At 57.7% G+C, this 26,467-nt stretch carries 21 protein-coding genes; 16 read left to right on the top strand and 5 right to left on the bottom strand.

Annotated features, from left to right (window positions below):
- Positions 1 to 35 precede the first annotated feature (35 nt).
- From VSQ83_RS15330 to metC, 5 genes are read left to right on the top strand one after another with little or no spacing between them, the layout of a single operon-like run.
- The gene (locus tag VSQ83_RS15330; RefSeq protein WP_326427159.1) at positions 36 to 770 is read left to right on the top strand and encodes an amino acid ABC transporter permease; all 735 of its coding nucleotides are present in this window, start codon (positions 36 to 38) and stop codon (positions 768 to 770) included.
- The gene (locus tag VSQ83_RS15325; protein ID WP_219261049.1) at positions 760 to 1,548 is read left to right on the top strand and encodes an amino acid ABC transporter permease; all 789 of its coding nucleotides are present in this window, start codon (positions 760 to 762) and stop codon (positions 1,546 to 1,548) included. The genes VSQ83_RS15330 and VSQ83_RS15325 overlap by 11 nt, the downstream gene beginning before the upstream one ends.
- The gene (locus VSQ83_RS15320; protein WP_219261050.1) at positions 1,535 to 2,371 is read left to right on the top strand and encodes an amino acid ABC transporter ATP-binding protein; all 837 of its coding nucleotides are present in this window, start codon (positions 1,535 to 1,537) and stop codon (positions 2,369 to 2,371) included. The genes VSQ83_RS15325 and VSQ83_RS15320 overlap by 14 nt, the downstream gene beginning before the upstream one ends.
- A 17-nt stretch (positions 2,372 to 2,388) precedes the next feature.
- Positions 2,389 to 2,985, top strand: a complete 597-nt coding sequence (locus VSQ83_RS15315; RefSeq protein ID WP_219261051.1) for a cysteine dioxygenase — start codon at positions 2,389 to 2,391, stop codon at positions 2,983 to 2,985.
- A 40-nt stretch (positions 2,986 to 3,025) separates the two neighbouring features.
- Complete coding sequence (metC, locus tag VSQ83_RS15310; protein ID WP_326427158.1) at positions 3,026 to 5,812, top strand: cystathionine beta-lyase; 2,787 nt, start codon at positions 3,026 to 3,028, stop codon at positions 5,810 to 5,812.
- A gap of 492 nt (positions 5,813 to 6,304) precedes the next feature.
- Here the strand turns inward: metC and VSQ83_RS15305 are convergent, their stop codons facing one another.
- The 5 genes from VSQ83_RS15305 to VSQ83_RS15285 form a co-directional block, all read right to left on the bottom strand.
- Positions 6,305 to 8,545, bottom strand: a complete 2,241-nt coding sequence (locus tag VSQ83_RS15305) for a lipase family protein (RefSeq protein ID WP_326427157.1) — start codon at positions 8,543 to 8,545, stop codon at positions 6,305 to 6,307.
- A complete protein-coding gene (locus VSQ83_RS15300; protein ID WP_219261054.1) occupies positions 8,542 to 9,339 on the bottom strand; it encodes a hypothetical protein in 798 nt (265 codons plus the stop codon). Before VSQ83_RS15300 ends, VSQ83_RS15305 begins: the two co-directional genes overlap by 4 nt.
- On the bottom strand, positions 9,336 to 10,184 hold the full coding sequence (locus tag VSQ83_RS15295; RefSeq protein WP_326427156.1) for a DUF4123 domain-containing protein: 849 nt from the start codon (positions 10,182 to 10,184) through the stop codon (positions 9,336 to 9,338). The genes VSQ83_RS15300 and VSQ83_RS15295 overlap by 4 nt, the downstream gene beginning before the upstream one ends.
- Positions 10,181 to 12,256: a type VI secretion system Vgr family protein gene (gene tssI, locus VSQ83_RS15290; protein ID WP_326427155.1), complete on the bottom strand. Its 2,076-nt coding sequence runs from the start codon at positions 12,254 to 12,256 to the stop codon at positions 10,181 to 10,183. The genes VSQ83_RS15295 and tssI overlap by 4 nt, the downstream gene beginning before the upstream one ends.
- An 86-nt stretch (positions 12,257 to 12,342) precedes the next feature.
- Positions 12,343 to 12,861: an Hcp family type VI secretion system effector gene (locus tag VSQ83_RS15285; protein ID WP_219261057.1), complete on the bottom strand. Its 519-nt coding sequence runs from the start codon at positions 12,859 to 12,861 to the stop codon at positions 12,343 to 12,345.
- Between the two features lie 611 nt (positions 12,862 to 13,472).
- Here VSQ83_RS15285 and tssA point away from each other — a divergent pair.
- From tssA to tssJ, 11 genes are all read left to right on the top strand, one after another.
- On the top strand, positions 13,473 to 15,029 hold the full coding sequence (tssA, locus tag VSQ83_RS15280; protein ID WP_326427154.1) for a type VI secretion system protein TssA: 1,557 nt from the start codon (positions 13,473 to 13,475) through the stop codon (positions 15,027 to 15,029).
- A gap of 32 nt (positions 15,030 to 15,061) precedes the next feature.
- Complete coding sequence (tssB, locus tag VSQ83_RS15275; protein WP_326427153.1) at positions 15,062 to 15,565, top strand: type VI secretion system contractile sheath small subunit; 504 nt, start codon at positions 15,062 to 15,064, stop codon at positions 15,563 to 15,565.
- Between the two features lie 28 nt (positions 15,566 to 15,593).
- Positions 15,594 to 17,069 carry a type VI secretion system contractile sheath large subunit gene (gene tssC / locus VSQ83_RS15270; RefSeq protein ID WP_326427152.1) on the top strand — a complete coding sequence of 492 codons (1,476 nt, stop codon included), beginning with the start codon at positions 15,594 to 15,596 and terminating at the stop codon, positions 17,067 to 17,069.
- A gap of 12 nt (positions 17,070 to 17,081) precedes the next feature.
- Positions 17,082 to 17,492, top strand: a complete 411-nt coding sequence (gene tssE, locus VSQ83_RS15265; protein ID WP_326427151.1) for a type VI secretion system baseplate subunit TssE — start codon at positions 17,082 to 17,084, stop codon at positions 17,490 to 17,492.
- A 114-nt stretch (positions 17,493 to 17,606) separates the two neighbouring features.
- Positions 17,607 to 19,394, top strand: coding sequence for a type VI secretion system baseplate subunit TssF (gene tssF, locus VSQ83_RS15260; RefSeq protein ID WP_326427149.1), 1,788 nt, complete (start codon positions 17,607 to 17,609; stop codon positions 19,392 to 19,394).
- Positions 19,358 to 20,365: a type VI secretion system baseplate subunit TssG gene (gene tssG, locus VSQ83_RS15255; protein WP_326427148.1), complete on the top strand. Its 1,008-nt coding sequence runs from the start codon at positions 19,358 to 19,360 to the stop codon at positions 20,363 to 20,365. Before tssF ends, tssG begins: the two co-directional genes overlap by 37 nt.
- Positions 20,366 to 20,378: 13 nt before the next feature.
- The gene (gene tssH, locus VSQ83_RS15250) at positions 20,379 to 22,991 is read left to right on the top strand and encodes a type VI secretion system ATPase TssH (protein ID WP_326427147.1); all 2,613 of its coding nucleotides are present in this window, start codon (positions 20,379 to 20,381) and stop codon (positions 22,989 to 22,991) included.
- A gap of 10 nt (positions 22,992 to 23,001) precedes the next feature.
- On the top strand, positions 23,002 to 24,519 hold the full coding sequence (locus VSQ83_RS15245) for a sigma-54 interaction domain-containing protein (RefSeq protein WP_326427146.1): 1,518 nt from the start codon (positions 23,002 to 23,004) through the stop codon (positions 24,517 to 24,519).
- Between the two features lie 86 nt (positions 24,520 to 24,605).
- Positions 24,606 to 24,746, top strand: coding sequence for a type VI secretion protein (locus VSQ83_RS15240; protein ID WP_326427145.1), 141 nt, complete (start codon positions 24,606 to 24,608; stop codon positions 24,744 to 24,746).
- Positions 24,747 to 24,763: 17 nt separating this feature from the next.
- Positions 24,764 to 25,960: a type VI secretion system-associated FHA domain protein TagH gene (gene tagH, locus VSQ83_RS15235; RefSeq protein WP_326427144.1), complete on the top strand. Its 1,197-nt coding sequence runs from the start codon at positions 24,764 to 24,766 to the stop codon at positions 25,958 to 25,960.
- A 5-nt stretch (positions 25,961 to 25,965) separates the two neighbouring features.
- Positions 25,966 to 26,466 (top strand): type VI secretion system lipoprotein TssJ, encoded by a 501-nt coding sequence (gene tssJ / locus VSQ83_RS15230; protein ID WP_326427143.1) that lies wholly within the window; start codon positions 25,966 to 25,968, stop codon positions 26,464 to 26,466.
- Position 26,467: the final 1 nt, after the last annotated feature.

Raw genomic sequence — 26,467 nt, 5'->3', positions numbered from 1 at the left:
GGCCGCATTGCGGCTGCCCTCCAAGGTAGTTGCCCATGAGTCATTGGCTGGAGATTTTCGTCCACTGGGTCGCCGGGTTTGGTCTGAACTACAACTTTCTGCTGGATGCCTATCAGCGGGGCACCCTTGTGCAAGGGGCGTTGACCACGGTGTGGTTGTGCCTGTTCACCATCATCGGCAGTTTGCTCGCCGGGGTTGGACTGGCGGCCATGCTGACATCGGGAAACCCGTTGCTGGCAAAACCTGCGCGGGTGTTCGTCGAAGTCACCCGCAACACGCCGACCCTGGTGCAGCTGTATTGCGCCTTTCTCGTGTTGAACATGCTGCTGACCCAGGCGGTCGGTGCGGCGAACCCGCTGACGCCCTTTGCCTGGGTGGTGATCGTGATCTCGCTGCACAAAGGGGCCTTTCATGCAGAGGCCCTGCGTGCGGGCATCGAAGCTGTGCCGGCAGTGACGCTGGAAGCCGCCAGTTCGTTGGCATTCAGCAGCCGCCAGTTGCTATGGCACGTGCAGTTGCCGTTGGCCCTGCGCTTCGCATTGCCGTCGTTGATCAACAACCTGATCGACCTGGTAAAGATGACCGCCGTCGCCTCGGCAATTGCCGTCGGCGACATCACCTACGCGTCGATCATGATCTGGACGCAGAGCGATAACGTATTGGAACTGATGATCCTGATCCTGAGCTTTTTTGGTCTGCTGAGTTTTATCGTCAATGGAGTGGGGCGCTATCTGGAAGCGCGCCTGAGGATGCCCGGCTATGGCCATTGAATCGTCTGCCACTGCATCAGAGGCCTGGTCGCGACGGCATTTGGGCACGCTGCTGCTGTTGCTCGGCGCCGTATTCTGGCTGTTGTGGTTTACCCCGCAAAGCCCGGTGTTGAAAGCGCTTGTGCAATGGTCGCCAGCCTTGGCTGCGGGCTTTGGCCAGAACATTCTGATCAGCCTGGTCGCCATCACGCTGGGTTCAGTGCTGGGGTTGCTGGTGGGGGCGTTGGCCTTGTCGCCATTGTGGGTGCTGCGACAGCCTGCGCGAATCTGGGTGCACGTTTTTCGCAATGCGCCCTGGCTGGTGCTGATCTATTTCACCACTTATGTATTTCCGTTCGAGATCAAGATCGGCAGCGCCTACCTCCCGTTTCCGGACTGGGTCAAGGTAACGATCGGGCTGGCCTTGCCGGCCAGTGCCAATGTCGCTGAAATCTTCCGCGGCGCCATTGCTTCGATCCCGAGCACGCAGTGGGAAGCCGCGCGATCCTTGGCGTTTACACGCTGGCAGATTTTCAGCTCGATCATCCTGCCCCAGTGCTTCAAGCGCATGTTGCCGCCGTGGATGAACCTGTATGCGGTGATCACCATGGGCACGGCGCTGGCCTCGCTTGTGGGCGTGCACGACGTGATCGATACCGCCCAGATTGCCAGCAACACCGTGAACATGACCGGCTTCACCGTGGTGGTTTACCTGAGTCTGCTGGTGATGTTCTTTGCATATTGCTATCCGATTTCCCGTCTCACCCAGCGCCTGGAGCGACGTTATGCCTTCTATTGAAACCGTCGCCGAGCCTCTGGTCAGCCTGCGCGATGTACACCTGTCGTTTGGCGGTAACCCGGTGCTCAAGGGCATTGACCTGGACGTGTATCGAGGTCAGGCCGTATCGATCATCGGCCCGTCGGGGTCTGGCAAATCGACCATCCTGCGCTGCATCACCGGGCTGTTGCAGCCCCAGCGCGGCACCCTGCGCGTCGGTGCCGCCGAGGTACACACGATGGCCCAGGAAACGCAGCGCATCGAGTTGCGCAAGCGCGTGGGGTTTGTCTTTCAACAGTACAACTTGTTCCCGCATCTATCAGTGCTGGAGAACCTGGTGATCGCGCCACGCAAAGTGCTGGGGCGCAGTCGCGCCGATGCCGAAAAAGACGCCCGCGCCTTGCTGGCCAAAGTGCGCATGGAGCACAAGGCCGATGCCTATCCGGGACAACTGTCCGGGGGCCAGCAACAGCGCGTGGCAATTGCCCGGGCCCTGGCGATGCGCCCGGAACTGATCCTGTTTGATGAAGTGACCTCTGCTCTCGATCCTGAAACCGTCGGCGAAGTACTGACGGTGATTCGCGAGTTGACCGAAGAGGGCATGACGTGCGTGCTGGTCACCCACGAGATGCGTTTCGCCGAAGAGATCAGTGACATTGTTTACTTCACCGAAAACGGCGTGATCGTCGAGCACGGCAGCGCCGAACAGATTTTTCAACGCCCGGCCAGCGTGCGCACCCAGGCATTCCTGCGGCATGCCTTGGGCGATCCGGGACGCCGTCCCGTCGTTGCCAACGATCCGTACCTGCTGACCAATCTGGGTCGCTACAGCTTGTCTGTCTAATAACGAGGAGCCTGCCAATGAGTACCGAAAACCGTGCCGCCGTCATCGAGGATTTCCTGAAGAAAATCCGTGTCATTAACCAATCCGGTGTCGACCGTTCCGCACTGGTGCACATCGTTACCCTGCTCGAGGCACTGGCCGAGCGTCGTGATCTGTTCAATTTCGATGAATTTCCGGCACCGGTGCCGGGGCAGGGCACCACCGCGTTTCGCTACCGCCTGAATGACGATGGCGACACCCCAACGCTGTACCTGAACTCGTTGCTACCGGGCAAAAGCACGATTGCTCACAATCATGAAACCTGGGCAATTATCAGCGCTGTTGAAGGCCAGGAGATCAACTACGTGTATGGCCGTGACGACGAAGGTCGCGAGCCAGGGTTCACGACATTGCATCTGCAGCAGGAAGTGGTCGTGCAACCTGGCACGTCGATTTCGTTTCTGGGCGACGACCTGCACGGCATTCGCGTCGAAGGCGAGCAGGCGACCTTGCATTTCCATCTCTACGGTTTGCCCCTGGAGTCGCTCAATGGTCGCTACGGCGTCGAGGCCGACGGGCGCATTCTCAATTACAACGCCTCGCAAATGGCGCCGTCGATCAAGGCCTATTCATAAGCGCCTTGCGGCGCATCCATCATTTTTTAACGGAATTCCCATGAGCCAGACCGTAACCCCGGGACACTTGCAGCAGTGGCTGTTCGACGGGCAGGAAATCGCCCTGTTTGATGTGCGCGAGCATGGCCAGTATGGAGAGGCCCATCTGTTTTTCGGGGTCAACCTGCCGTACAGCCGATTGGAACTGGAGGCTCGGCGACTGGCGCCCAACCTGCAGGTGCGACTGGTGATCTACGACCAGAACGGCAGCGATGTTGCTGCACGTTCAGCCCGGCGCCTCCAGGCGTTGGGGTATGAACGCGTACACGTGCTTCAGGGCGGTGCCGATGGCTGGCAGGCTGCTGGTTATCAGTTGTTTGCCGGGGTACATGTACCGTCCAAGGCATTTGGCGAATTGGTCGAACAGGTCAGCCATACGCCCCATGTCACCGCACAACAACTGGCCGACTGGCAAAGCCGGGGCGAGCCTTTGGTGCTACTCGACGGTCGTCCGTTCGATGAATACCGCAAAATGACCATTCCGGGTTCTGTGTGCTGCCCGAACGGTGAGTTGGGGTATCGCATCCATGACCTGGTGGCGGACGAAAAAACACCGATCGTGGTCAACTGCGCCGGGCGAACCCGCAGCATCATCGGCGCACAAACCCTCATCAATCTGGGGGTGAAGAATCCGGTCTATGCCTTGGAAAACGGCACTCAGGGTTGGGATCTTGAAGACTTTGAGCTGGAGCACGGCAGCCGCCGTCGCTATGCCGATGGGGTGACCACGGCGTCATTGCCTGCGCAGCGGCTGGCCGCTTCGCAACTGGCGGAACGGGCGGGGGTGAAAACGGTAGCCGCGGTCCAGGTTGAGCAGTGGGCTGCGGATGCGCGGCGCAGCCTGTTCCTGTGTGATGTGCGCACTGCAGAGGAGTTTGCCGCGGGCAGCCTGAGCGGCGCGCAACATACGCCGGGCGGACAGCTGATTCAATCGACCGACCTGTATATCGGTGTGCGCCAGGCGCGGGTGGTGCTGATTGACAGCGATGGCGTACGTGCGCCGATTGTTGCGAGCTGGCTGCGCCAGTTGGGCCATGAGGTGTATCTGCTGGCAGAGGGCGTGAACAGCGGTCTGGCGTTGCCCGAAGGCGATGTGGTCGGCCACGAGGCGCTGCCATTGATCTCGGCGCAGGCACTGGCGGATGCACTGAAAGACAAGGCGGTTGCGTTGATCGACCTGCGTGCGAGCAGTGCCTATCGCAAAGGCCATATTGCCGGTTCACGATGGTCGATCCGCTCGTTGCTCGCGCAGCATGTGGCGGGTGAGCAGCGACCGGTTGTGTTGTTGGCCGATCAAGCGCAACTCGCTGCGTTTGCCGCCCGTGAATTGCCCGAAGCCCTGCGTGTGCACGTGCAACTGCTGGACGGCGGACTCGAGGCCTGGCGTGCAGCAGGATTCGCCGTGGAGGAAAGCCCGGACAGTCCATCCGATGATCAATGCATCGATTTTCTGTTCTTCACCCATGATCGCCACACGGGCAACAAGGATGCGGCGCGCCAGTACCTTGCCTGGGAAATCGGTCTGCTGGCGCAAATGAGCGCCGACGAAATCGCCAGCCTCAATCCTTTGCAGCCGACAGTACGTCCAGATGAACGGGTGCGCACGCGCTTGGTGCATGCGGCACGGGCCCAGGGTATCGGCGGGCGGGCGGTCAATGTGCCGGTCACTCGTCTGAGCACCGTGCTGTTTGATAACCTGGCACAGATGCGTGACGCCCGGGCCCGGCGCGATCATGAGCGCGTGCTCAGCTACGGTGCTCGCGGCAACCCGACGGCGTTCGCCCTCGAAGACCTGGTCACTGAGCTGGAGGGGGGGTACCGCACGCGGTTGTTCGGTACCGGCCTGGCGGCTGTGGCGCAGGTGTTTGTGGCGTACCTGCGGCCCGGTGATCATGTGCTGATTACCGATGCGGTGTACGCGCCGGTGCGGCGTCTGGCGCGGGAGTTTCTCCAGCCTTTCGGTATTGAGGTCAGCTATTTCGCTGCGAACGGCCACGACCTTGAGGCTCAACTGCAAGCCAACACCAAAATGATCTACACCGAAGTGCCAGGCTCATTGCTGTATGAACTGTGCGATTTGCCGGCCATTGTGGCGCTGTGCAAAAAGCGCGGCATCCTGGTGGCCGTCGACAACACCTGGGGCTCGGGTTATCTGTACCGACCGCTGGCGCTTGGTGCAGACATCTCGATCATGGCGCTGACCAAGTACCTGAGCGGCCATAGCGACGTGCTCATGGGCAGTGTCTGCACCCGTGAAGAGGCATGGCCGGCACTCGCTTCCATGAGCGACAACTTTGGAGCAACGGTCAGCCCCGATGACGCCTACCTGGTCCTGCGCGGCGCTCGAACCCTGGCGCCCCGACTGGAAGTGCATGAGCGTCAGGCCCTGGAAGTCGCCCATTGGTTGCAGGCGCAACCGCAGGTGAAACGTGTATTCCATCCGGCTTTGCCCGATCATCCTGATCATGCTTGTTGGAAGCGGGATTTCACGGGCAGCAATGGCTTGCTGTCTTTTGAGTTGAACGACACGGACACCGCCTGTGTTGAACGCTTCATTGATGCGCTGCAGGTGTTCGGGTTGGGGGCTTCCTGGGGCGGTTTTGAAAGTCTGATTACCGTAGCCGATACACAAGATCGCAACAGTGCGGCTGATCGCTCACTGAACCCTGTGTTGCGCTTGCATATCGGGCTGGAGGATGTCGCCGCCTTGATCGAGGATCTGCAGCGCGGGTTTGAGGCTTTGGAGAAGGATAGGGGCAAGCCTTTGGACGAGCTTTCGCGCCGATAAAAACGTTAAGGCAGTGTTTTCTAGGAGCAAAGGCACAACGGTTTGGCCTGATTAGCTATGCTCAATCCCTGGCTTTGGCTACCGAGGCATTTTTAGACCAAAAAAGGGGAGCGATATGAAAACTAAAATCCATAAGAAACACATATTTGTCATTGTTCTGGTCGTGTTTGCCGTGTTCAGCTTTTTGATGACTAACTGGGATCAGTCATTGTGAATCGTCTGGAGTCAGTAGCCTTTACAGTCACTCAAAGGTGTTTGGTGCCTGGCTGACTCTAGCCAAGAAAGACGCCGCGCTCTCATGATGAGGTCAGCGGCGTTTTTCCTTGAAGTTCATGCCGTAACGGTGCAAGGCGGGGGGATGCCCAGAACTTGCCGGGTGTAAGTTGTGTTGGCGTCCGGGGTGTCACGGGCGCTTTAGGTGCCATTTTCTAGCCCGCAGTTGCATGAAATGCTCACACGCTGCAGGTATCAGGCTAGACAATCGAATCAATATCAAAATTGAAGGGTGTTCCCGGAATGCGGACTCCGATAATGGCTGCTATCGCTCGCTCGCTCATCATCATCATCATCGTCGGCTGCTGGCGGAGCCATTGCCAGTTGTTCCTCGCTTGTGTTCTCTGCATGAGCTTTCCAACGAGGCAAATCCTCATCAGTCAGTTCGGGTAGTCCCGCGAACACACCATACACATCGGCCTCACTGACACGGCTAACCCGTAACTCGCTCAGCCGCGTGCGCGTGATCTCTATGTTGCGGAACTCTTGTTGAAGAGCGGCCATCGCCGCGGCTTGATTACGGACATAACTGTCGGAGCTCGCCGCCAGACGGCTCTCCAGAGTGAGTACTTGCCGCTTGGCATTGGTTAATGCCTCATCCACCTGCTCAAACTCATCAATAGTCACCAATGAGCGATTGGACTCCTGAGCATCCTGCCAGCGGCGCAGGCTGGCCCAGCAGTTGGGAATGTAGCTGACGACCATTTTGTGGTGGGCATTATCAATCACTTGTCGCAAGAATGAGCCACGGGAGGGCAGGCCGTCGGTTGCCTTCAGCGCTACGGCACAACCGTGGTCGTTGATGGTGCTGCACCCTGGCTTCCAGAGGATCGAGGACATGATGCCCGCGTTAAAGTAGACCGGCATGAAGTGTCGCAGTGTGCCGTGGTGAGCGTAGGGCTCACCGGTCATGTTGACCATGCCCAGTACCAGCGATGCCACCCCGATAGCCGGGTTCAGCACGGTAACGACACCCTGTGCTATGTACTCCCGCTGGGTGGACGTATTCATCCATGTCGATGGAACGCTTGGCACCGGGTCGTTGTGGTTGACTATGCGGTGGTGAACCAGCGGCTTGGCCCCCTCAACAAAGACCTTGTCACCGGCCCGGGGGGCGCCATAGGTGTAAAGCACGATGTCATAAGTGAAATCCGGTCGACGTCGTAGCATTTCAGACACGATCAAGGCAATCGCCCCGCCCAGGCTGTGCCCGGTGATAACCAGTTTTTGTCCGCTGTAAAACATGTCCAGGTAACGAGTGACAAAAAGGTAGGCTACCTTGGCCGCACCATAAAATCCGTTGTGCACCTTGCCAGGTGAATCGCCAAAGGGCACCTGAGTCGCATCCATGTCACGCAAGGCATCAGCCACGCTGGCGGTGCCCCGGATCGAAAGAAGAATCAGCGCATCATGGTGAGTGATAAAGGCTTGGGTATCGGTACCGTCGTCATCAGCGCGGTCATCAAGCCAGTGAATAGTCGCCGGACTTTCCTGCTTCTCCCCCAGGCTCGGGCTATTAACCTGCGGGTAGAGTGCCGGGTCGAAGGGCACGACCTCCAGGCGTCTGGAGTACGGCACCTCCTCATACAACGGGTAATACGCCTTTCCTCCAGCCTGCGCGGCATCGACCTGCCAAAGCTCGTCAAATTTTGCTAGCGCGTCAGCAAACCAATTGCCGATGCTCGGCTGTAGCGGAAAGCTCACTGTGTCGGTGTCTACCGGATGATCGATGGGTTGCTGGGCAAAGTCGCTGTAACTCAGTGTCGACATCAGCGCCAGTTGGTAGAGGTTGAGCGCGCAGAAATCGTTGCCGGGTGACAGCATTGGGCGCAGGGCGCGCAACGGGCGCACTTCCAGTACATGGTGCCGGTTCGGCATCAGCGGAACGCCGAAACGTTTTGCTAGCTCAGGCTTGTAGCCAGTACTTCCTTTGACCGGTAGCGGTCGAAACAGCTTAAAGACATGGAAGTTGGGAGGGAAATGGCGTGCGGACAACGGCGGCAGGTGTGCGCCGTACTCCACGAGTTCTCGTACCTCTACCTGATAAAAGGCTCCCACATTGGTCTTGTCTTGTGCAGGATTGGATTGAGTGCGAAGACCGGACTTATTGGAGAAGCGAGTTTTCTCGGCTCGCACCTGTAGTTCGGTGATGGGTAGGGGGTAGTGATCTCTTCCACTTAAAACTGTGTAGGTTTTCTCGCGTCCCTGATAGGGTTGATTCAGCGTCAGCACCACAGGGCCGCAGTAGTGGTTTTCCACTTTCCCGGAGCCTGTCGCATCCAGCTTGCCGGTGTAGATAATGTCTTCGTGGTCGATGATCTGATAAGTCAGCCCGGCATAAGGTTGTCCATCCCCGAACTCGTCCACTAATTGAAAACTGGTCGAGTGTTCCCGTAAAGGGCAAGCGTGAATTGTGCCATCCATGGATGACCTGTCACGTTCTGGCAGTGCACGGATCATGGGGTCACCTCCTTGTTTTCCGTGCAACCGGGGTAAATGGTGCAGGTGTCGCGACCATCCGGCATGCGAAAGGTGCTGAAGTCTTTGTAATTGCCATAGCAAAAGGCATGTTGGTCTTCAAAATTGTCTCCCATACAGCGTTTCCATCCACCGGGCACCTTGACCCAGGTGTCCTTCATGTAAGGTCTTTCCTCATCGGCCAACTTGATTTTCAGTTTCACGGTTTTGCCCGGTAGCTGATCAAGGGTGTACGCGGCGAACGGACGACCTTTGGTGACATTGCCCTGGGTATCGGTGTTTTTGCAGAAGAGGATTTTTACAATACGACGCAAGCCTCCCGAGGTCCGGAAAGTCCACTGGCACTGCCCCGAAATCTGGCTTTCGCCAGCAGCATTGAAGGAGCCTTTGTCGCGAGCGTCGAGATAATCGCGCACCGCGATAAACCCGGAATCTCCGCCGGAGTCACCAAAATCTTTGCCATATACCCCATTGATCTCAAGGTCTATGCCATTCAGCACCAACTCACAGCCTTTGCGGGTGAGGTGTATTTCAATCTCTACATCGGGCTTGTATTCAGACCACCATTCGCGATTGAACTGCTGTTTCACATTGTTATACCTGCCCAGGTTGCAAGATTGACCGGGGACAGGTACGTAGGTCACTTTCGCGACATAGGCAAAGCCCGGTGGCATGTCGGCGGTCAGGGTAAAAGTGTCGGACTTCCCTGTGGCTGAGCAGCCGCCAGTCAGGGCCAGGCAACTGCCAAGAATTAAACGGTGAATAACGCGTTTCATACGGGGCCATCTCCCTGCCAATACAGCGTTTGCTGATAAACCCGGTCAAAGTGCATCGCCGGAGTTGCGTTTGGCCGGGGTAGCCAGTTTTTGGGTGGGGTGTAATCCGGCGCCTGCAAGCTTTGCATCAGCAAAAAGTGAATGCTGTCGGGTCCCTGCCAGCCCCAGGTGTGCGCCAGGTCGAGCTGGCCCCGTAGCCAGGCATCAATGTCTTGTTCTCGGGCCAGATCGAGCAGCGTGTCGAGGTGCTCGCGGACCAGGTAACGGCGCGTATTGTCGAACTGTATGCCCTTGAAGGTTTCTTCAGACGTAGGGGTATGGCACCAGGCGGGGTCTGTGGGCAGGGGATAAGTACCGGGATCAGGGTTGTCGGTGACAGCCCACTGCTCAGCCTGCCAGTAACACACGCTGGTCATGAGGCCGAGGTAGTCCGCACGCTGCTCGGGTTGCAGGTAGGCCAGTGCACGCCCCAGTACGCGGTTATCGTGAAAGCGATAAAGCGCTTGGTTCGGCCGCTCACCGGTCACCAGACGCTTCTGCCAATGGGCGGTCAACGCATCGAGGTCAGCGCTTGCGGCGCTGGCAAGCCAGCCCCAATGACGGTCCGGTGTCTTGAGCAGGGCCTGAAGGGTCGGATGCTCAACCGCGTCCAACCGGAAGAGGCAGGGAGCAACGTTCGCCAATGAATCAGCAGGTGTTCCCCTGTACAGATTGCGGTAGTGATCGACGCCCAGTTCACTGACCAACCCATTGCGCTCGTCAAGTTGGCCATCTGAATCCAGTACCAGGTAAAGGTGTCGTCCCTGCCGGGTTTGCTCTTGCAACCATTGTTCAAGGGTAATCATGCACGTTCTCCAGTGCTGCATAGACCATCACGACAGGCCTCGCACAGTGGGCATTTGTCCGCCGCTTTCTGTTTGACGGCGGCCAAGATGGACAGCGGACTAGCGATAATCGATTGCGGTGCGCTGGCCAGCGCCTGGGCGGCTTGCAGCGAAGGAACACCCGCCACGGGCGCGCCCCCCTGAACAATGTCCACGCTGCTGAAAATGCCGCCTGCGGTGATGAGGATGTGTTGACCACCGGCCTGAAGCGTCAGGCTCATGCCGGCATTGATCACCACATGGGCCGCAGTGACATGGGCGTGTGCCCCGGCCTGAATCACCAGCGTGCCGTCGGCCGTCGTGCTGCTGTTGCCGGTGATGCTGATCAGTTCGTTGCCACCGATCACCGTGTTACGCAGGCCTTGGGTGGTGTGCAGTTCGTCACCCTTGATCAGGCTGGAGCTGTTGTTGTCCACCTGCTCAACGCGGTCGTTGCTGATCAGGCTGTGGCTGTCCCGCGTGATGTGCTCGCGGCGGTCGTTACCGATGTGGGTGTCGCTGTCGTTGAGGATCACCTGTTCGATGTCGCGCTGCGCCCGCAGGTGGATCAACTCCTGCCCGGCCCGGTCTTCAATCGACAGTTCGTTGTAGCCGCCATTGGCGGGTGAGCTGTGGCTACGCAGTACCGTTTTGGTCTTGTGCGCGGGCAAGGGGTAGGGCACCGGCGTGACCTTGTTGGGGACGCAACCGGTAATCAGTGGATGGTCGGGATTACCCTCCAGATACGTCACGACGACTTCCATGCCGATGCGCGGGATAGTCACCGCACCGAAACTTTCTCCCGCCCAGCTGGATGACACCCGCAGCCAGCAACTGCTCTTGTCGCTGCCCAGCTCGGCGCGGTCCCAATGGAACTCGACTTTGACCCGGCCGTATTCATCGCAAAAAATCTCTTCCCCTACAGGCCCCGTAACGCGAGCCGTCTGGCTGACCAATACGGATTTGCGCGTGACCAAGGGAGGCCGGTAGAACACGTCCCAGGGGATCGCACTGAAGGTGTTGCGGTAACCCTGGGTGAAGCCGTCTTCGGGGTTAACGTCGCTGGTGATCGCTTCCTCCAGCGCCTGAGGTTGCTTGCCTGTGTGCGTCACGCTGAGCAACAGCCACAAGTCGTTGCAGGCTTTACGGGGGTGTTCGGTCAGGTCAAAGAAGTGACCGCTGCGCAGAGTCGGCTGGTGGCTTTTGCCCTCGGCTAACTGGTAGTCGGTGCGGTGTCGCTCCAGGGCTTGGCGGGCGATTTGTCTGCCGAGCTTTTCATTTTCGATCAACGCCGGGTAACGGTAGTCTTCGAGCGCCGGGCTGAACTCGGCGGTGAAGTGGCTTTGCAGCAACAGGCTTGGGCGTTTTAGATCATAGCCCCGGCGTGTGGTGGTACTGGTTCGGGTGCTGTAACGCATCGAGAGCTGGCTGACGACCGGGTGATCCGCCACCAGACCGGAGCCTTGCAGGTAGGGCGTGCCCCCCAGCTTTGGGAAATAGGTCTGATCGTCGGTGAATACCAGACGGTGGCCATCCTGGCTGTGCTGGTGGTGCCCTGAAATGCCATCTTCACTGCATAACCGCTGGATGAACTCGAAGTCGTTTTCCCCGTATTGAGTGCAGTACTCACGTTCCGGGCTGGTGTTGGCGTGGAAGGTGTACGCATCGGCCTGGATGCCGTGGCCTTTAAGGACCTGGGCCACGATCTGCGGCACCGTCAGGTGCTGGAAAATCCGTTGGTTATGACTGAACTGCACGTAGTGCAGGGCAGGCACGAGGGTTAATTGATAACGGGTGAGGCGTCGACCGGACTCGCCCACGGACACCTCCTCGATATGCCCATGAATACCTTCGCCATTGAGGCCAAACTGAAGAAAAGCGGGCTGACAGAGCAGGCTCTCCAGATCGAAATCGGGGTACTCGCTGACCAGTTCGATGTGGATCGCATACAAGCGGCTGATGGCTTCAGTGCCATCAAAGGCCAGGACCTTGAAGTCGTTGCGAACAGAGGGGATCAGTAACGTGAAATGCGCAGCATTGGCTGGCGCGAACATAGGCTTGTCCTTAGCGGAGAGATGAGACACAACGCAAACGGCATCAACCGCCAAAGAGATTGATGCCGCGAAACAGCGAGTCAGTGTCAGCCTGCGACTGGGGTGCGCCAGTCATCAGAACCGGAAGTGCCGGACACTTCGTGGGTCCAGGTGATTTTGCGATAGGTGAACTCAACGTCTTCCAAATGAGTGAAGTGCGAATTCGATGGGTCCTGGCAGTTATGCATGTAGTCCTTGATGTCGACGATGATCGCGTCTTCAAGTTTGGTGGTGAAGTAGTGCTCTTGAGTGCCTGCCGACGAAGTGCGATACCATTCGATAGTGATTTCAGTCAGGCGCTCGCCGGACGTTAGCGCCGCCAGCAGCAGCGGTGACGACTTGTCGAAGACCTTGGTGATCTTGACCGGCTTGTGAACGCGTTGACCGGTCGGTTGACCCGATTGCGGATCGCGAGGAATGATCACTTCGTGACTGAAACCCTGAACCATGACCTGGTCTTCGTGACCTTCCTGGTAGGTGTTGCCGACCGAGTCGGCGGTGAAAGCGCCGGCGGTGATCAGACCTTGTTTGGTACCCGTGATAGACATATATGCTGGCGTAGCCATGAATGCTTTCCTTGCTGAAAAATAGAGGAGTCCACAGGCTTAATTGCACTGCAGACGCCAAGGCAACTATCAAAGTTCATGCCGTAATAAATAAATCTGTTATATATCAATGACTTAAATTTAAAATCTAAAATTCAGCTAGCGTATGGTGCGAAAGTTATCAATAAAGTGCGCAAGAAGTTGCGCAGTACTGTGCAACTTCTTGCGCACTTGCCTGTGGGCGGCTAAGTTTGCACTTCGCAGAGGTCTATCCACAGGGTTGTCCACATATAGGTGCGCAACTTTTGGCGCATGTACAGCAAGGTAATATTGCGCGGTTACAGCATCCGCAAAAATCAATCACTCAGGAATCTTCTTTGCTGCTTTTAGGAATAGTCCTACATGCCTGCTCTTGAGATGAGTGTATGGTTCTCTCGCACTACTTATTCTTGCGGCGCTGTAAGGGCATGAAAACAAGATATTTCCTATGAGAGATTCTTGTATTTCATTCTTTATGCTCGACGCTTACTCATGAATAGACGAGCTCGCAACTAAGAATCTAAAAATTTTTCTTTTTTCCGCGTCTTACAGCTCTTTGAATTTGTCGCGTAAATCTTAATTTAAGGTCATGGATGTCCTACTCCAGTAAACTTTCGGCTCACTATCTTGAACTCGCGAAAACCTCAATTTCCGAAGAGGGTTTTTCGGGCGAGGACGTTCGTTTTTCCAGCGAGTATGAAGGGCTGGAAAGCGAGCTGAGTAAAGCCCAATCCATGCACGAAAGCGGTCAGATTGACTGGGTTAGGGTCTGTGAAAACAGCGAAACCCTGTTACGTACCCAGTCCAAGGATTTGCGAGTGGGTGCCTGGCTGACCTGGGGCTTGTACCAGCGCGAATCCTTCCAGGGGCTGTTGGCTGGTCTGGGTTTTTTGCAACACTTGTGTGAGAACCATTGGGCTGAAATTCATCCAGGCAAGGCTCGCACCCGCGCAGCGGCCCTCAGTTGGTTGGTGCCACGCCTTGAGCAGGTGCTGAACGAAAACATCGCGATCAAAGAGCAACTGCCGCTGTTTCGCCGGCTGGTGGAGCATCTGGAAGGCCTGGATGCAGCCTGCTCCGAACATTTGGGCGACGATGCCCCGTTGTTGCTGCCAATCTCCCGCCGTTTAAAAAACCTGGTTCAGCGTGCTGCTGACAACCAGCCGGAACCCGGTCTGGTCGGCGCTGCTGTGGCCCAGGTCAAGCAGGCCGCCACGCAGTTGTTCACTCCCGGTGCGCCGATCGACAACGAGAAAGACGCCCACAAGGCCTTGCGTGTCCAGCAGGAAAATGCACGACCGTTATGCGCCTGGTGGCTCAAACAGAAGGCGACCGACGTGCGTGCGCTGCGCCTCAATCGCACGCTGTTGTGGCTGCCCATCGACGCGATTCCTGAGCGCAATAACGAGCAGATCACTGCGCTTCGTGGTCTGCCGGTGGACAAACTGAAGACCTATCAGGATCGCTATGATCAAGCCCAATACGCAGACCTGATCGTGGAACTGGAGGCGAGCCTGGCGAAGGCGCCATTCTGGTTCGATGGCCAGCGAATGGTCTGGGAATGCTTGCAAGGCCTGAACGCTGAGATGGCGATGCGAGAGGTGGAAATTCACTTCGCACTTTTTATGCAGCGCATGCCAGGAGTCATCGAGCTGCGCTTTCACAACGGCATCCCTTTCGCAGATCCGGCCACTTGCGCCTGGATCAGTGCCAACGTCACCCCGCACCTGCAAACCTCAAGTGCCCCGCGCAAGGTTGAAGTTGCTGACACCCAATTGGCCTGGGAGCTGGCCCTGGAGGAAGCCCTGCCGATCTTGCGCAAAGACGGTCTCAAGGCTGCCGTGCAGATCCTCAAGCAAGGCCTGCAAAACGCTTACGGCGGGCGAGTTCGATTTTTCTGGCAATTTGCTCTGGCCCGGCTGTGCTTCGCGGCCAAGAAATACGAACTGGCCAAGACCCAACTCGAAGCCCTCGACCAAACTTTACATGACTCGGGCCTGCAAACCTGGGAGCCCGATCTTGTGCTCGAAGTGCTGCATTTGCTGCATGGCTGCTGCGAGTTATTACCGCAAAACCACGCTGTGCGTGAACGCAAAGAAGAGGTTTATCGCAGGTTGTGCCACCTCGATCTCGACGTGGTACTCGAATAGGCCCCCGGGCCACCACCGCAAGGAGAAAAGCAATGGCCAAAGAAGGCTCTGTAGCCCCCAAAGAACGTATCAACGTCACCTTCAAACCCTCTACCGGTGGTGCTCAGGAAGAGATCGAGCTGCCGCTGAAGCTACTGGCAATCGGTGACTACACCCATCGCAAGGACGAACGCAAAGTTGAAGATCGCAAGCCGATCAGCATTGACAAAATGACCTTCGACGAAGTGCTGGCCAAGCAAGAGCTGGAGCTGACACTGAGCGTACCGAACCGTCTTCAGGAAGAAAGCGACACCCAAGAGTTGGCAGTAAAAATACGCGTCAGCTCGATGAAGGACTTCAACCCGGCCTCGCTGGTCGAGCAAGTACCTGAGCTAAAAAAACTGATGGAGTTGCGCGACGCGCTGGTGGCCCTTAAAGGCCCTCTGGGTAACGCACCTGCGTTTCGTAAAGCCATCGAAGGCGTACTCGCCGACGATGAATCCCGCGGTCGAGTCCTGGGTGAACTGGGCTTGAACGCCGCCGCCCAGAACGCCTGAGTCCACATCAGCCAAGGAAGCCAACACGATGAGCAAGAGTGCAACGCAGCAGAAAACTACCGAGAACGCCGAATACAGCATTCTCGACAGCATCATCGCCGAAACCCGCCTGACGCCCGATGACGAAGCCTACGATATCGCCAAACGTGGTGTGTCGGCGTTCATCGAAGAGCTGCTCAAGCCGCAGAACAATGGTGAACCGGTCAAGAAAGCCATGGTTGACCGCATGATCGCCGAGATCGATGCCAAGCTCAGCCGCCAGATGGACGAAATCCTTCACCACTCGGCTTTCCAGTCTCTGGAGTCGTCGTGGCGGGGTCTGCAGTTGCTGGTCGATCGCACCAACTTTCGTGAAAACATCAAGATCGAAATTCTCAACGTCTCCAAAGAAGACCTGTTGGATGACTTCGAAGATTCGCCGGAAGTGATGCAAGCGGGCTTGTACAAGCACATCTACACCGCTGAATACGGTCAGTTCGGGGGGCAGCCTGTAGGCGCGATCATCGCCAACTACTTTATGTCCCCAAGCTCGCCGGACGTGAAGCTGATGCAGTACGTGTCCAGCGTTGCCTGTATGTCTCACGCACCGTTTATTGCTGCGGCTGGCCCAAAGTTTTTCGGGCTGGAAAGCTTCACCGGTCTGCCTGACCTGAAGGACCTGAAGGATCACTTCGAAGGCCCGCAATTTGCCAAATGGCAGAGTTTTCGCCAGTCGGAAGACTCCCGTTACATTGGCCTGACAGTCCCGCGCTTCCTGCTGCGCAACCCGTACGACCCGGAAGAGAATCCGGTCAAATCGTTCGTGTACAAAGAAACCGTTGCCAACAGCCACGAGCACTATCTGTGGGGCAACACTGCCTACGCATTTGGCACCAAGCTGACCGACAGCTTCGCCAAATTCCGCTGGTGCCCGAACATCATCGGCCCTCAGAGCGGTGGTGCGGTTGAAGACCTTCCGTTGCACCACTTCGAAAGCATGGGCGAAATCGAAACCAAGATCCCCACCGAGGTTCTGGTCAGCGACCGTCGTGAATATGAACTGGCCGAGGAGGGCTTCATTTCCCTGACCATGCGCAAAGGTAGCGACAACGCAGCGTTCTTCTCCGCCAGCTCGGTGCAAAAGCCAAAGTTCTTCGGTATCAGCGCAGAGGGCAAGGCCGCAGAGCTGAACTACAAGCTCGGCACTCAACTGCCGTACATGATGATCGTCAACCGCCTGGCTCACTATTTGAAGGTGCTGCAGCGCGAGCAGCTCGGTTCGTGGAAAGAGCGTACCGACCTCGAACTGGAACTCAACAAGTGGATCCGTCAGTACGTGGCCGACCAGGAAAACCCAAGCGCCGAAGTCCGTGGCCGTCGTCCGCTGCGTGCTGCCCAGATCATCGTCAGCGATGTCGAAGGCGAGCCTGGCTGGTACCGCGTCAGCCTGAATGTGCGTCCGCACTTCAAATACATGGGTGCCGATTTCACCCTGTCGCTCGTTGGCAAGCTGGACAAAGAGTAAGCGGAGCGACTTATGACTCGATACGGCAGCCTTTTCGAACGCCTGGGTGGCGACGCGGATAAACGCGTCGACTGGAGCCGTGAGGTTTGCGCCATGGCGTCCGTGGCTGCCCATCTGGGCAAGATGCTCAGTACCCGTGCGGGCAGCGTGCAAACGCTGTCCGATTACGGGCTACCCGATCTCAATGACATGCGTCTGAGCCTGCACGACTCCCTGAGTCAGGCCCGTGTGGCCATCGAAAATTTCATCGAAGCCTACGAACCACGTTTGAGCAATGTGCGTGTTATCTCACTGCCCCGTGATCACGATCAGCTTCGACTGTCCTTCAACATTGAAGGGCTGCTTGAAGTAGAGGGTTTCAGGCGCCAGGTCAGTTTCGCCGCGCGCCTGGATGGCAGTGGTCAAGTCAAGGTCAGCAAATGAGATTCGTAGACCTTGACGTTCAAAAAAACCGGAAGCGAATAATCATGAAAACGGTCAAAGCGCAAGACTGTCTGGGCGGTGTGTTCATGAGCTCGAACACCAGGCAGGTACCCCGTGTCCTTTAACCACTACTACCAAAGCGAGCTCACTGCGCTTCGCCAGTTGGGTCGTCGCTTCGCCGAGCGTAGCCCGGCGTTGGCACCTTTCCTCGGGCAGGCCGGACGGGATCCGGACGTGGAGCGGTTGCTGGAGGGCTTTGCATTCCTGACCGGGCGTCTGCGTCAGAAACTCGATGACGAGTTGCCTGAGCTCAGTCATTCACTGATGCAACTGCTGTGGCCCAACTACATGCGGCCGCTGCCGTCGTTCAGCATTTTGCAGTTCGATCCTTTGAAGCAATCGGGTCCTGCGTTGATGGTCGAGCGCGATACGCCGGTGGAAAGCGTGCCGATTGATGACGTGCGTTGTCGCTTTCGCACTTGCTACCCGACTGAGGTCCTGGCGTTGGACCTGGCCGCGCTGAACTATTCGGTGAAGGGTGATGGCTCCCTGTTGAGTCTGCGTCTGGAGATGAGCGCCGACGGTCACCTCGGTGAGCTGGAGTTGAGCCGCTTGCGTCTGTACTTTGCCGGCGAGCGCTACATCAGCCAGATGCTGTACCTGAGCCTGCTGCGTAATCTGGAAGGCATTGAGCTGATTCCGCTGGATGGCAATGGCAAACCCATTAATGGCGCCAACGGCACGCCGATGGCATTCAAGATGCCCGGTGACCGCGTGCAACCGGTGGGCTTTGCCGAAGAAGAGGCGCTGATTCCGTATCCGCTGAACACCTTCCGCGGCTATCGCTACTTGCAGGAATACTTCGCCTTTCAGGACAAATTCCTCTTCGTTGATATCAATGGTCTGGACCTGCTCAACGCTTTGCCGCAAGACACGCTCAGGCAGATGCGCGGCCTCGAACTGCGCTTCGATATTCGCAAGAGCGGCATCATGCGGATGCGTCCGACCCTGGACAACGTGAAACTTCACTGCACCCCCATCGTGAACCTGTTCACCCATGATGCACTGCCAATCCGCCTTGACGGCAAGCAGGACGAGTACCTGCTGCTACCTGCCGAGTACGACCTGGAAAATTGCGGCGTGTTCGCGGTGGAGTCCGTGATTGGCTGGAAACCTGGAGGCATCGGTTATCAGGAGTATGTTCCGTTCGAATCCTTCGAGCACGATCCTAGTTTCGACGTACCCAACAGCCGACCTCATTACAGCGTTCGCCAGCGTTCTTCCTCGCTGCACGACGGCCTCGATACTTACCTGAGCTTTGGTATTCGTGACACCGAAGCCCAGGAAACTCTGTCGATTGAGCTGACGTGCACCAACCAAAATCTGCCGCGCAAGCTCAAGCTTGGCGAAATAAGCCTGGCCAGCGAAGAAACCCCAGAGTTCCTGAGTTTTCGCAACATTACGCCCGCCACGTCGAGTTTCGCGCCACCGCTCAATCGCAACTTCCTCTGGAAGCTGATCAGCAACATGTCGCTCAACTATCTGTCGCTGGCCGACGTCAACGCGTTGAAGGTGATTCTCGAAACCTACGACCTGCCGCGCTACTACGACCAACACGCTGAAAAAGTCAGTAGACGCCTGCTCGGCGGACTCAAGTCGATCAAACATCAACACGTCGATCGATTGCACCGCGGTTTACCGGTTCGAGGGCTGCGCACCGAACTGACCATCGATCCGCAAGGGTATATCGGTGAGGGCGACCTGTTCGTTTTCGCGTCGGTTCTTAACGAGTTTTTCGCGCTTTACGCCAGTCTCAATTCATACCACGAACTGCGGGTAAACAGCACACAGGGAGATGTGTACCAATGGACACCACGTATGGGCCTGCAACCGCTTCTTTGAGCAGACTGACCCGAGGCATTCGTGAGTACTCGCTGTTTCAGGCCGTACTGTTGGTAGTTGAGCGACTACGCGAAGCAAGCCCTCATCTCAGCCAGGATGATTTATACGACCAACTGGAATTCCAGGCCAACCCCAGTCTGGGATTCCCCGGCAGTGACGTTGATCGCGTTGAGTTCTTTCATGAGCACGGGTTGATGCGCGCGCGTTTGCGTTTCAATTTGATCGGACTGGTTGGCTCCGGGTCACCACTACCGGCGTTTTACGCAGAACAGGCCCTGGGCGACAGCGAGGACGGCAACCCGACCCGCAACTTCCTCGACCTGTTTCACCATCGCCTGCAGCGGTTGATGCTGCCGATCTGGAAAAAATACCGCTATCGCGCCAGTTTTCAGAGTGGTGCCCTGGACCCTTTTTCCTCTCAGCTGTTTGCCCTGATCGGCCTCGGTGGTGAACAGATTCGACGCGCCCAGGAGCTGAACTGGAAACGCCTGTTGCCGTATCTGGGCTTGCTCAGTTTGCGTGCGCATTCGGCTGCGCTGATCGAAGCGGTGCTGCGTTACTACTTCAAACACGCCGAGCTGACCATTGAGCAGTGCATTGAGCGCCATGTGGAAATCCTCGACGAACAGCGCAATCGCCTGGGGCAAGCCAACACCATGCTGGGTGACGATCTGGTGCTGGGAGAGAGCGTGCGCGATCGCAGTGGCAAGTTCCGGATCCACATCCGTGAACTGGACTGGCAGCGCTTTCATGAATTCCTGCCGATTGGTTTCGGCTACCAGCCGCTGTGTGCACTGGTTCGGTTCACCCTGCGTGACCCCCTCGACTACGACATTCGCCTGACGCTGCGCAAGGAAGAGATTCGCGAACTGCGTATTGGCGAGCAGAACGTTTGTCGCCTGGGGTGGACCAGTTGGCTTGGCCGCGAAACAGCGGACGGTGTGGTGACTCTGGGCAGCAAAATTCATTAAGGACAGATGACAAATGATTAACGTAGATCTGCAACAACTCATCCAGGCGCTGGATGCCCAAACCCGTCGTGACCTGGAAAGTTCCGCCGAACGTTGTGTGGCTCGTGGCGGCAGCAAGATCCTCGTCGAAGACCTGTTGCTGGGTTTGCTGGAACGTCCGCAAGGCTTGCTTGCCCGCGCTCTGCTGGATGCTGAAGTAGACGCTGGTGAACTCAGTGCTGCCCTGCAATCACAGATTGAGCACAGCGCTTCGCGCAATCCGGTGTTCGCCCCGGAACTGGTGCAGTGGCTGCAAGATGCCTTGCTGGTTGCCAACCTTGAACTGGGCCAGACCCAGGTCGAACAGGCGGCACTGATTCTCGCGTTGCTGCGTAACCCGATGCGCTACGCGGGCAGTCGCTACCAGCTTTTGCTCGCCAAATTGAATATCGAACGTCTGAAAGAGTTCGCTTTGTCCTGCAAAGAGCCGGCGGACACCGGTAAACCGGCTGCATCGGGTGAATTGCTGTTGCAACGCTTTACCCACAACCTTACCCAGCAAGCCCGCGACGGCAAACTCGATCCGGTGTTGTGCCGCGACGACGCGATTCGACAGATGATCGACATCCTTGCCCGGCGTCGCAAAAACAACCCGATTGTTGTCGGTGAAGCTGGCGTCGGTAAAACGGCCATCGTCGAAGGCCTGGCCTCGCGTATTGCGGCGGGTGAAGTGCCGCAAGCGTTGAAAGGCGTTGAGTTGCTGTCTCTGGACATGGGGCTGTTGCAAGCCGGTGCCAGCGTCAAAGGTGAATTCGAACGTCGACTCAAAGGCGTGATTGACGAAGTCAAAACTTCACCCAAGCCGATCATTCTGTTTATCGACGAAGCTCATACCCTGATCGGCGCGGGCGGCAATGCCGGTGGCTCCGATGCCGCCAACCTGCTCAAGCCAGCGTTGGCCCGAGGAGAGTTACGCACCATCGCCGCGACCACCTGGGCGGAGTACAAAAAATACTTCGAGAAAGACCCGGCGCTGGCCCGTCGATTCCAGCCAGTGCAATTGCATGAACCCACCGTCAGCGAGGCAGTGACAATCCTGCGTGGTCTGGCTCAGGTTTACGAAAAGAGTCACGGTATCTATTTGCGTGATGACGCGGTAGTTGCCGCTGCCGAGTTGTCCGCTCGCTACCTGGCAGGACGTCAACTGCCGGATAAAGCTGTCGACGTACTGGACACCGCCTGCGCCCGTGTGCGCATCAGTCTCGCAGCCGCTCCGCAAAGTCTGGAGCGGCTGCGCGGCGAGCTGGCAGAGGGGGGGCGTCAACGTCAGGCCGTGCGCCGCGATGCCGAAGCCGGTCTTCTGATCGACCGCGAAGCGCTGGATGCGCTGCAAGCGCGACAGGAAGAAGCTGAGTCCGAAATGGTTGCGCTGGAAACCCTCTGGACCGAACAGAAAACATTGGCTGAGCACCTGCTGGAACTGCGCCAACAACTGGCCAGGGCCCGTGAAGCCGCCTTAGGCTGCGTCATCGAAAGTCTGCCGGTAGACGAAGCGCAAAGCGTCGAAACGCTGGAAGCAGCGCTCAACGGAACTCACAAAGCACTGACAGAGCTGCAAGTTAAAGAGCGACTGGTGAGCTTCGAAGTCTGCCCGCGGCTTGTGGCTGAAGTGATCAGCGCCTGGACCGGCGTACCGCTGGCGCAGCTGGCCCGCGAGCACAATGCCAAAGTTGCCAGCTTTGCTACCGACCTGCGCACCCGTATTCGTGGTCAGGAACAAGCCGTTCACGCCCTTGATCGTTCGATGCGCGCTACCGCCGCTGGCCTGAACAAGCCCGATGCGCCCGTGGGTGTGTTCCTGCTGGTGGGTCCAAGTGGCGTCGGCAAGACCGAAACCGCACTTGCCCTCGCTGATTTGTTGTACGGCGGTGATCGCTTCATCACCACCATCAACATGTCCGAATTTCAGGAGAAACATACCGTTTCGCGCCTGATCGGTGCGCCGCCAGGCTACGTTGGCTATGGCGAGGGCGGCATGCTCACCGAAGCTGTGCGGCAGAAACCGTATTGCGTCGTGCTGCTCGATGAAGTCGAGAAGGCCGACCCGGATGTGCTCAACCTGTTTTACCAAATCTTTGACAAAGGCGTAGCCAACGACGGCGAAGGGCGTGAAATCGATTTTCGCAATACGCTGTTTTTGATGACCTCTAACCTGGGCAGCGAGCACATCCGCGAGCTCTGCGAAAACGGCGCGAGACCATCGGCTGAAGTCCTCGAACACACTATTCGCCCGGTGCTGAGCAAGCACTTCAAACCGGCGCTGCTGGCGCGGATGCGTGTGGTGCCTTATTACCCGATCGGTGGGCCGGTGCTGCGCGAGCTGATCGAAATCAAACTCGATCGCCTGGGCGAGCGCCTGAACCGTCGCCAGCTCGATTTCACGTACTCACAGGGTCTGGTTGATCACCTGGCTGAACGCTGCACTCAAAGTGACAGCGGTGCGCGCCTGATCGACCATTTGCTGGACCTGCACGTGCTGCCGTTGGTGGCTGACCGTTTGCTGGACGCCATGGCCACCGGCGAAAGCCTCAAGCGGGTTTACGCAACGCTTGACGATAACGCCGGCGTGATCTGCGAGTTCGCCTGAGGTGGGTGTGATGTTCAGTCTGGTGCCGCAACCACTGGTCTATGCCGAAGCCTTGCTTGCGCAGTTCGCCAGCCTGTCGCGCGCGACGGATGGCACTGCGCTGCAGGGTGACTTCGTGCGCGGTCTGGCCGAACTGAGCGGTTGTGAGTTGGCACAGCTGTACTTGCTGGACGCCACCCATACCTGCCTGGGGATGAGTGCGGAGTGCCTCAATGGTCACCTGCAACCCCGTCAAACGGCGAGCTTGTCAGCGGATTACAACGGCGAGCAACTGCTGCAATTTGCGCTGTGCCAGAACCGCGTGGTTTGCATGGGTGAGTTGGGGGGCAGTTTGCACGACACCAGTTTTCTGCCGAGCCAAGTGAGGCCATGGCGATCACTGCTGTGTGTCCCGCTGGTCAATCAGCAGAACTCTGTGGAAGGGTTATTGCTGTGTGCCAGTCATCAGCATCTGGAACTCCAGGGCTTTGCCGAATCCTTTGGTCGGCTTGGCTCGTTCGTGTTGGGCCACTGGCATTTGCTACAGCGTTTAAAACGGCCAGGCAGCGGTGAGCCGCCAGCACCGGTTGGCGCTGCGAGCACCAGCGGCTATGGCCTGACAGGTAAAAGCGCAGCCATGCGCCAGGTTTATTCGCTGATCAGCAAAGTCTTGCACAGCGCCTGCACCGTGCTGCTGGGGGGCGAAACAGGTACAGGCAAGGAAGTGGTTGCCCGGGCGATCCACGAAAGCGGACCCCGTCGTACCCAGGCGTTTATCGTGCAGAACTGCGCGGCGATCCCGGAAAACTTGCTGGAAAGTGAACTGTTCGGTTACCGCAAAGGCGCCTTCACGGGGGCCGACCGTGACCGATCCGGGCTGTTCGACGCGGCCAACGGCGGGACCTTGTTGCTTGATGAGGTCGGTGACATGCCGCTGTCGCTGCAAGCCAAGTTGTTGCGGGTGCTGCAAGAGGGCGAGGTTCGTCCCCTGGGTTCCAGCGAGACCCACAAAATTGATGTGCGCATCATTGCCGCGACACATCAGGATTTATCGGTGCTGGTGAACCAAGGGAAGTTTCGCGAAGACTTGTACTACCGCCTTGCTCAGTTCCCGATTGAACTGCCGGCTCTGCGTCAACGTGAAGACGACATCCTCGACTTGGCGCGGCACTTCGCCAACAAGGCCTGTGTGTTCTTGCAACGTGATGAGGTGAGTTGGTCCAACGCAGTACTGGATCTTTTGGCCAGTTACGCGTTCCCCGGCAATGTGCGTGAACTCAAGGGTTTGGTCGAGCGTGCGGTGCTGCTCTGTGAAGGCAATGAGTTGCTGGTGGAGCACTTCTCTCTGCGCATGGACACCCTGCCTGATGCAGGAAAGCTGACCTTGCGCGAACGTCTGGAACAGATTGAGCGCGGCCTGCTGATCGATTGCCTGCGCAAAAACGAAGGTAATCAGACCCTCTCAGCGCGCGAGCTCGGCCTGCCACGGCGCACATTCCTCTATCGCCTCGGCCGCCTGAACATCAACGTGGAAAATGTCGATGGGTAGGCCATACGCGCTTGATATCAATCCCCTGCTTTTAACAGCCTCAACCTTAAGGGCGTGCGCTTTGTGCTGCCCCTGGAGACCCTCTGATGTCTATTCGTCACTGGCAAGCCGTGCTTCTGACCGTTGTCTTTTCATGTGGCCTGGGCGGCTGCAACGGCAATTACAAATACAACGATAACAGCTACCGCCCATTGGGCGATCCGCAGGCGGTCAATCGCGGTAAGTGACCGCAAGGAGCATCACCATGGAATTGGTTTTTGAAATACTGAACACCGAGCCGTCAATGCCTGCTGAACTGTGCCAGAAAACCTTCAATCAGGTTGGCGGTGTGATTGGTCGTGGCGACGACTGTGACTGGTTCATTCCAGACTGCAATCGTCATCTGTCCAGCCGTCACGCGTTGATCAGCTATCGCGAAGGCAGCTTTTTTCTGACCGATATCAGCAGTAACGGGACCCGGATTTGTGCCAGCGGCGCACGTTTGCGCAAGGGGGATGCGGTACGTATCGAGCACGACAGCGTATACGTGCTGGGTGAATTCGAAATTCGTGCACGGCTAGTTCACGCCACCACGACCGTTGACCTGGAGCTCGGCCGTCCGCACTCAGCGGAGAGCATCATTCCTAACGATGCATTCTTGGACCTCGACCCACTGAATGCTTTAGACCAGCAGGAGCGGGTGTATTCGGACATCGAAGAACTGATCTCCCCGCGCAAGGCACCGCAAGACACTCGTCAACGCGCCGACTATGCGCGCATCGACATGGAAAGCCTGATGGTACCGGAGCTGATCGCTGCCCCGGCCGAACGTGCGCCCGCCCCGGCGCCGGAATTGGTCGAGCGTCAGAGCGACGGTTTCTGGGAACGGTTTGCGGTTGCCCTGGGCGTAGATCTCAACGGCCTTGACCATGATGCCAAAGAGGAGTTGGCGTTGAGCGCAGCACACTTGCTCAAGCACAGCGTCGCCGGTTTACAGCAGAGTTTGCGCACTCGAAGTGAGCTGAAAAACGAATTGCGGCTTGCGCAGACCACTGTGCAGGGATCTCAAAAGAATCCTTTGAAATTTGCCGTTGATGCCGGTGAAGCACTGGGCATGCTGTTGCAGCCGGGCAAGCCTGGGCAGTTGTCGGCCGAACAGGCGATCTCCCGTGCGTTTCGTGATGTGCAGGCGCATCAGGTGGCGTTGCTGACCGCGAGTCGCGCAGCGGTGCGCGGCACGCTGGAGCACTTCTCGCCAGAACAGTTGACCTTGCGTTTCGAACGCGACAACAAGCCGATCCTCGCCACTTCTGGCAGTCGCTGGAGAGCCTTCGGGCGTTATCACCAGGCCCTGCGTCAGGACGATGACTGGAGCGAGCGCCTGTTGGCACGTGACTTTGCCCAAGCCTACGAAGAGCAGATCCGCTTGATTTCCACCCTTTACACCGACCACCAAGGATGACCCGCATGTCTCGCTGCGCGACCGTTTTTTTCAAGATGCTGACTGCATTCGTGGCTCTGGCGCTGATGGCCGGTTGCTCGTCAATGTCGCCGTATTCCAACGTGACCAAACTCAACCTGAAGCTCACCGCCAGCGATCAGCTGAACCCTGACCTCAACGGTCGTCCGTCGCCGATTGTCGTCCGTCTGTTTGAGCTCAAGCACCCGGTGGCGTTCGAGAACGCGGACTTCTTCAGCCTGTACGAGCGCGCCAAGGAGTCCCTGACTCCAGACATGGCTGCGACTGAGGAGCTGGAGCTGCGTCCGGGCGAAACCGTCGAACTCAAACTTAGCGTCGAGGAGGGTAGCCGTTATGTCGGTGTACTCGCCGCCTACCGTGACCTGCCGGATACCAAATGGCGCTACACCTTGCAAGTCACCCCGATGGAAGTCACCGATGCTGATCTGACCCTCGACCAGAGCGGCATTCGCGACACCCTGGAATTGCTAGTCAAGGCGGATGACTGAC

The sequence above is a fragment of the Pseudomonas sp. DSV-1 genome (assembly GCF_035830915.1).
Lineage (GTDB): Bacteria > Pseudomonadota > Gammaproteobacteria > Pseudomonadales > Pseudomonadaceae > Aquipseudomonas.
This window is presented reverse-complemented; position numbering and strand designations above follow the sequence as displayed.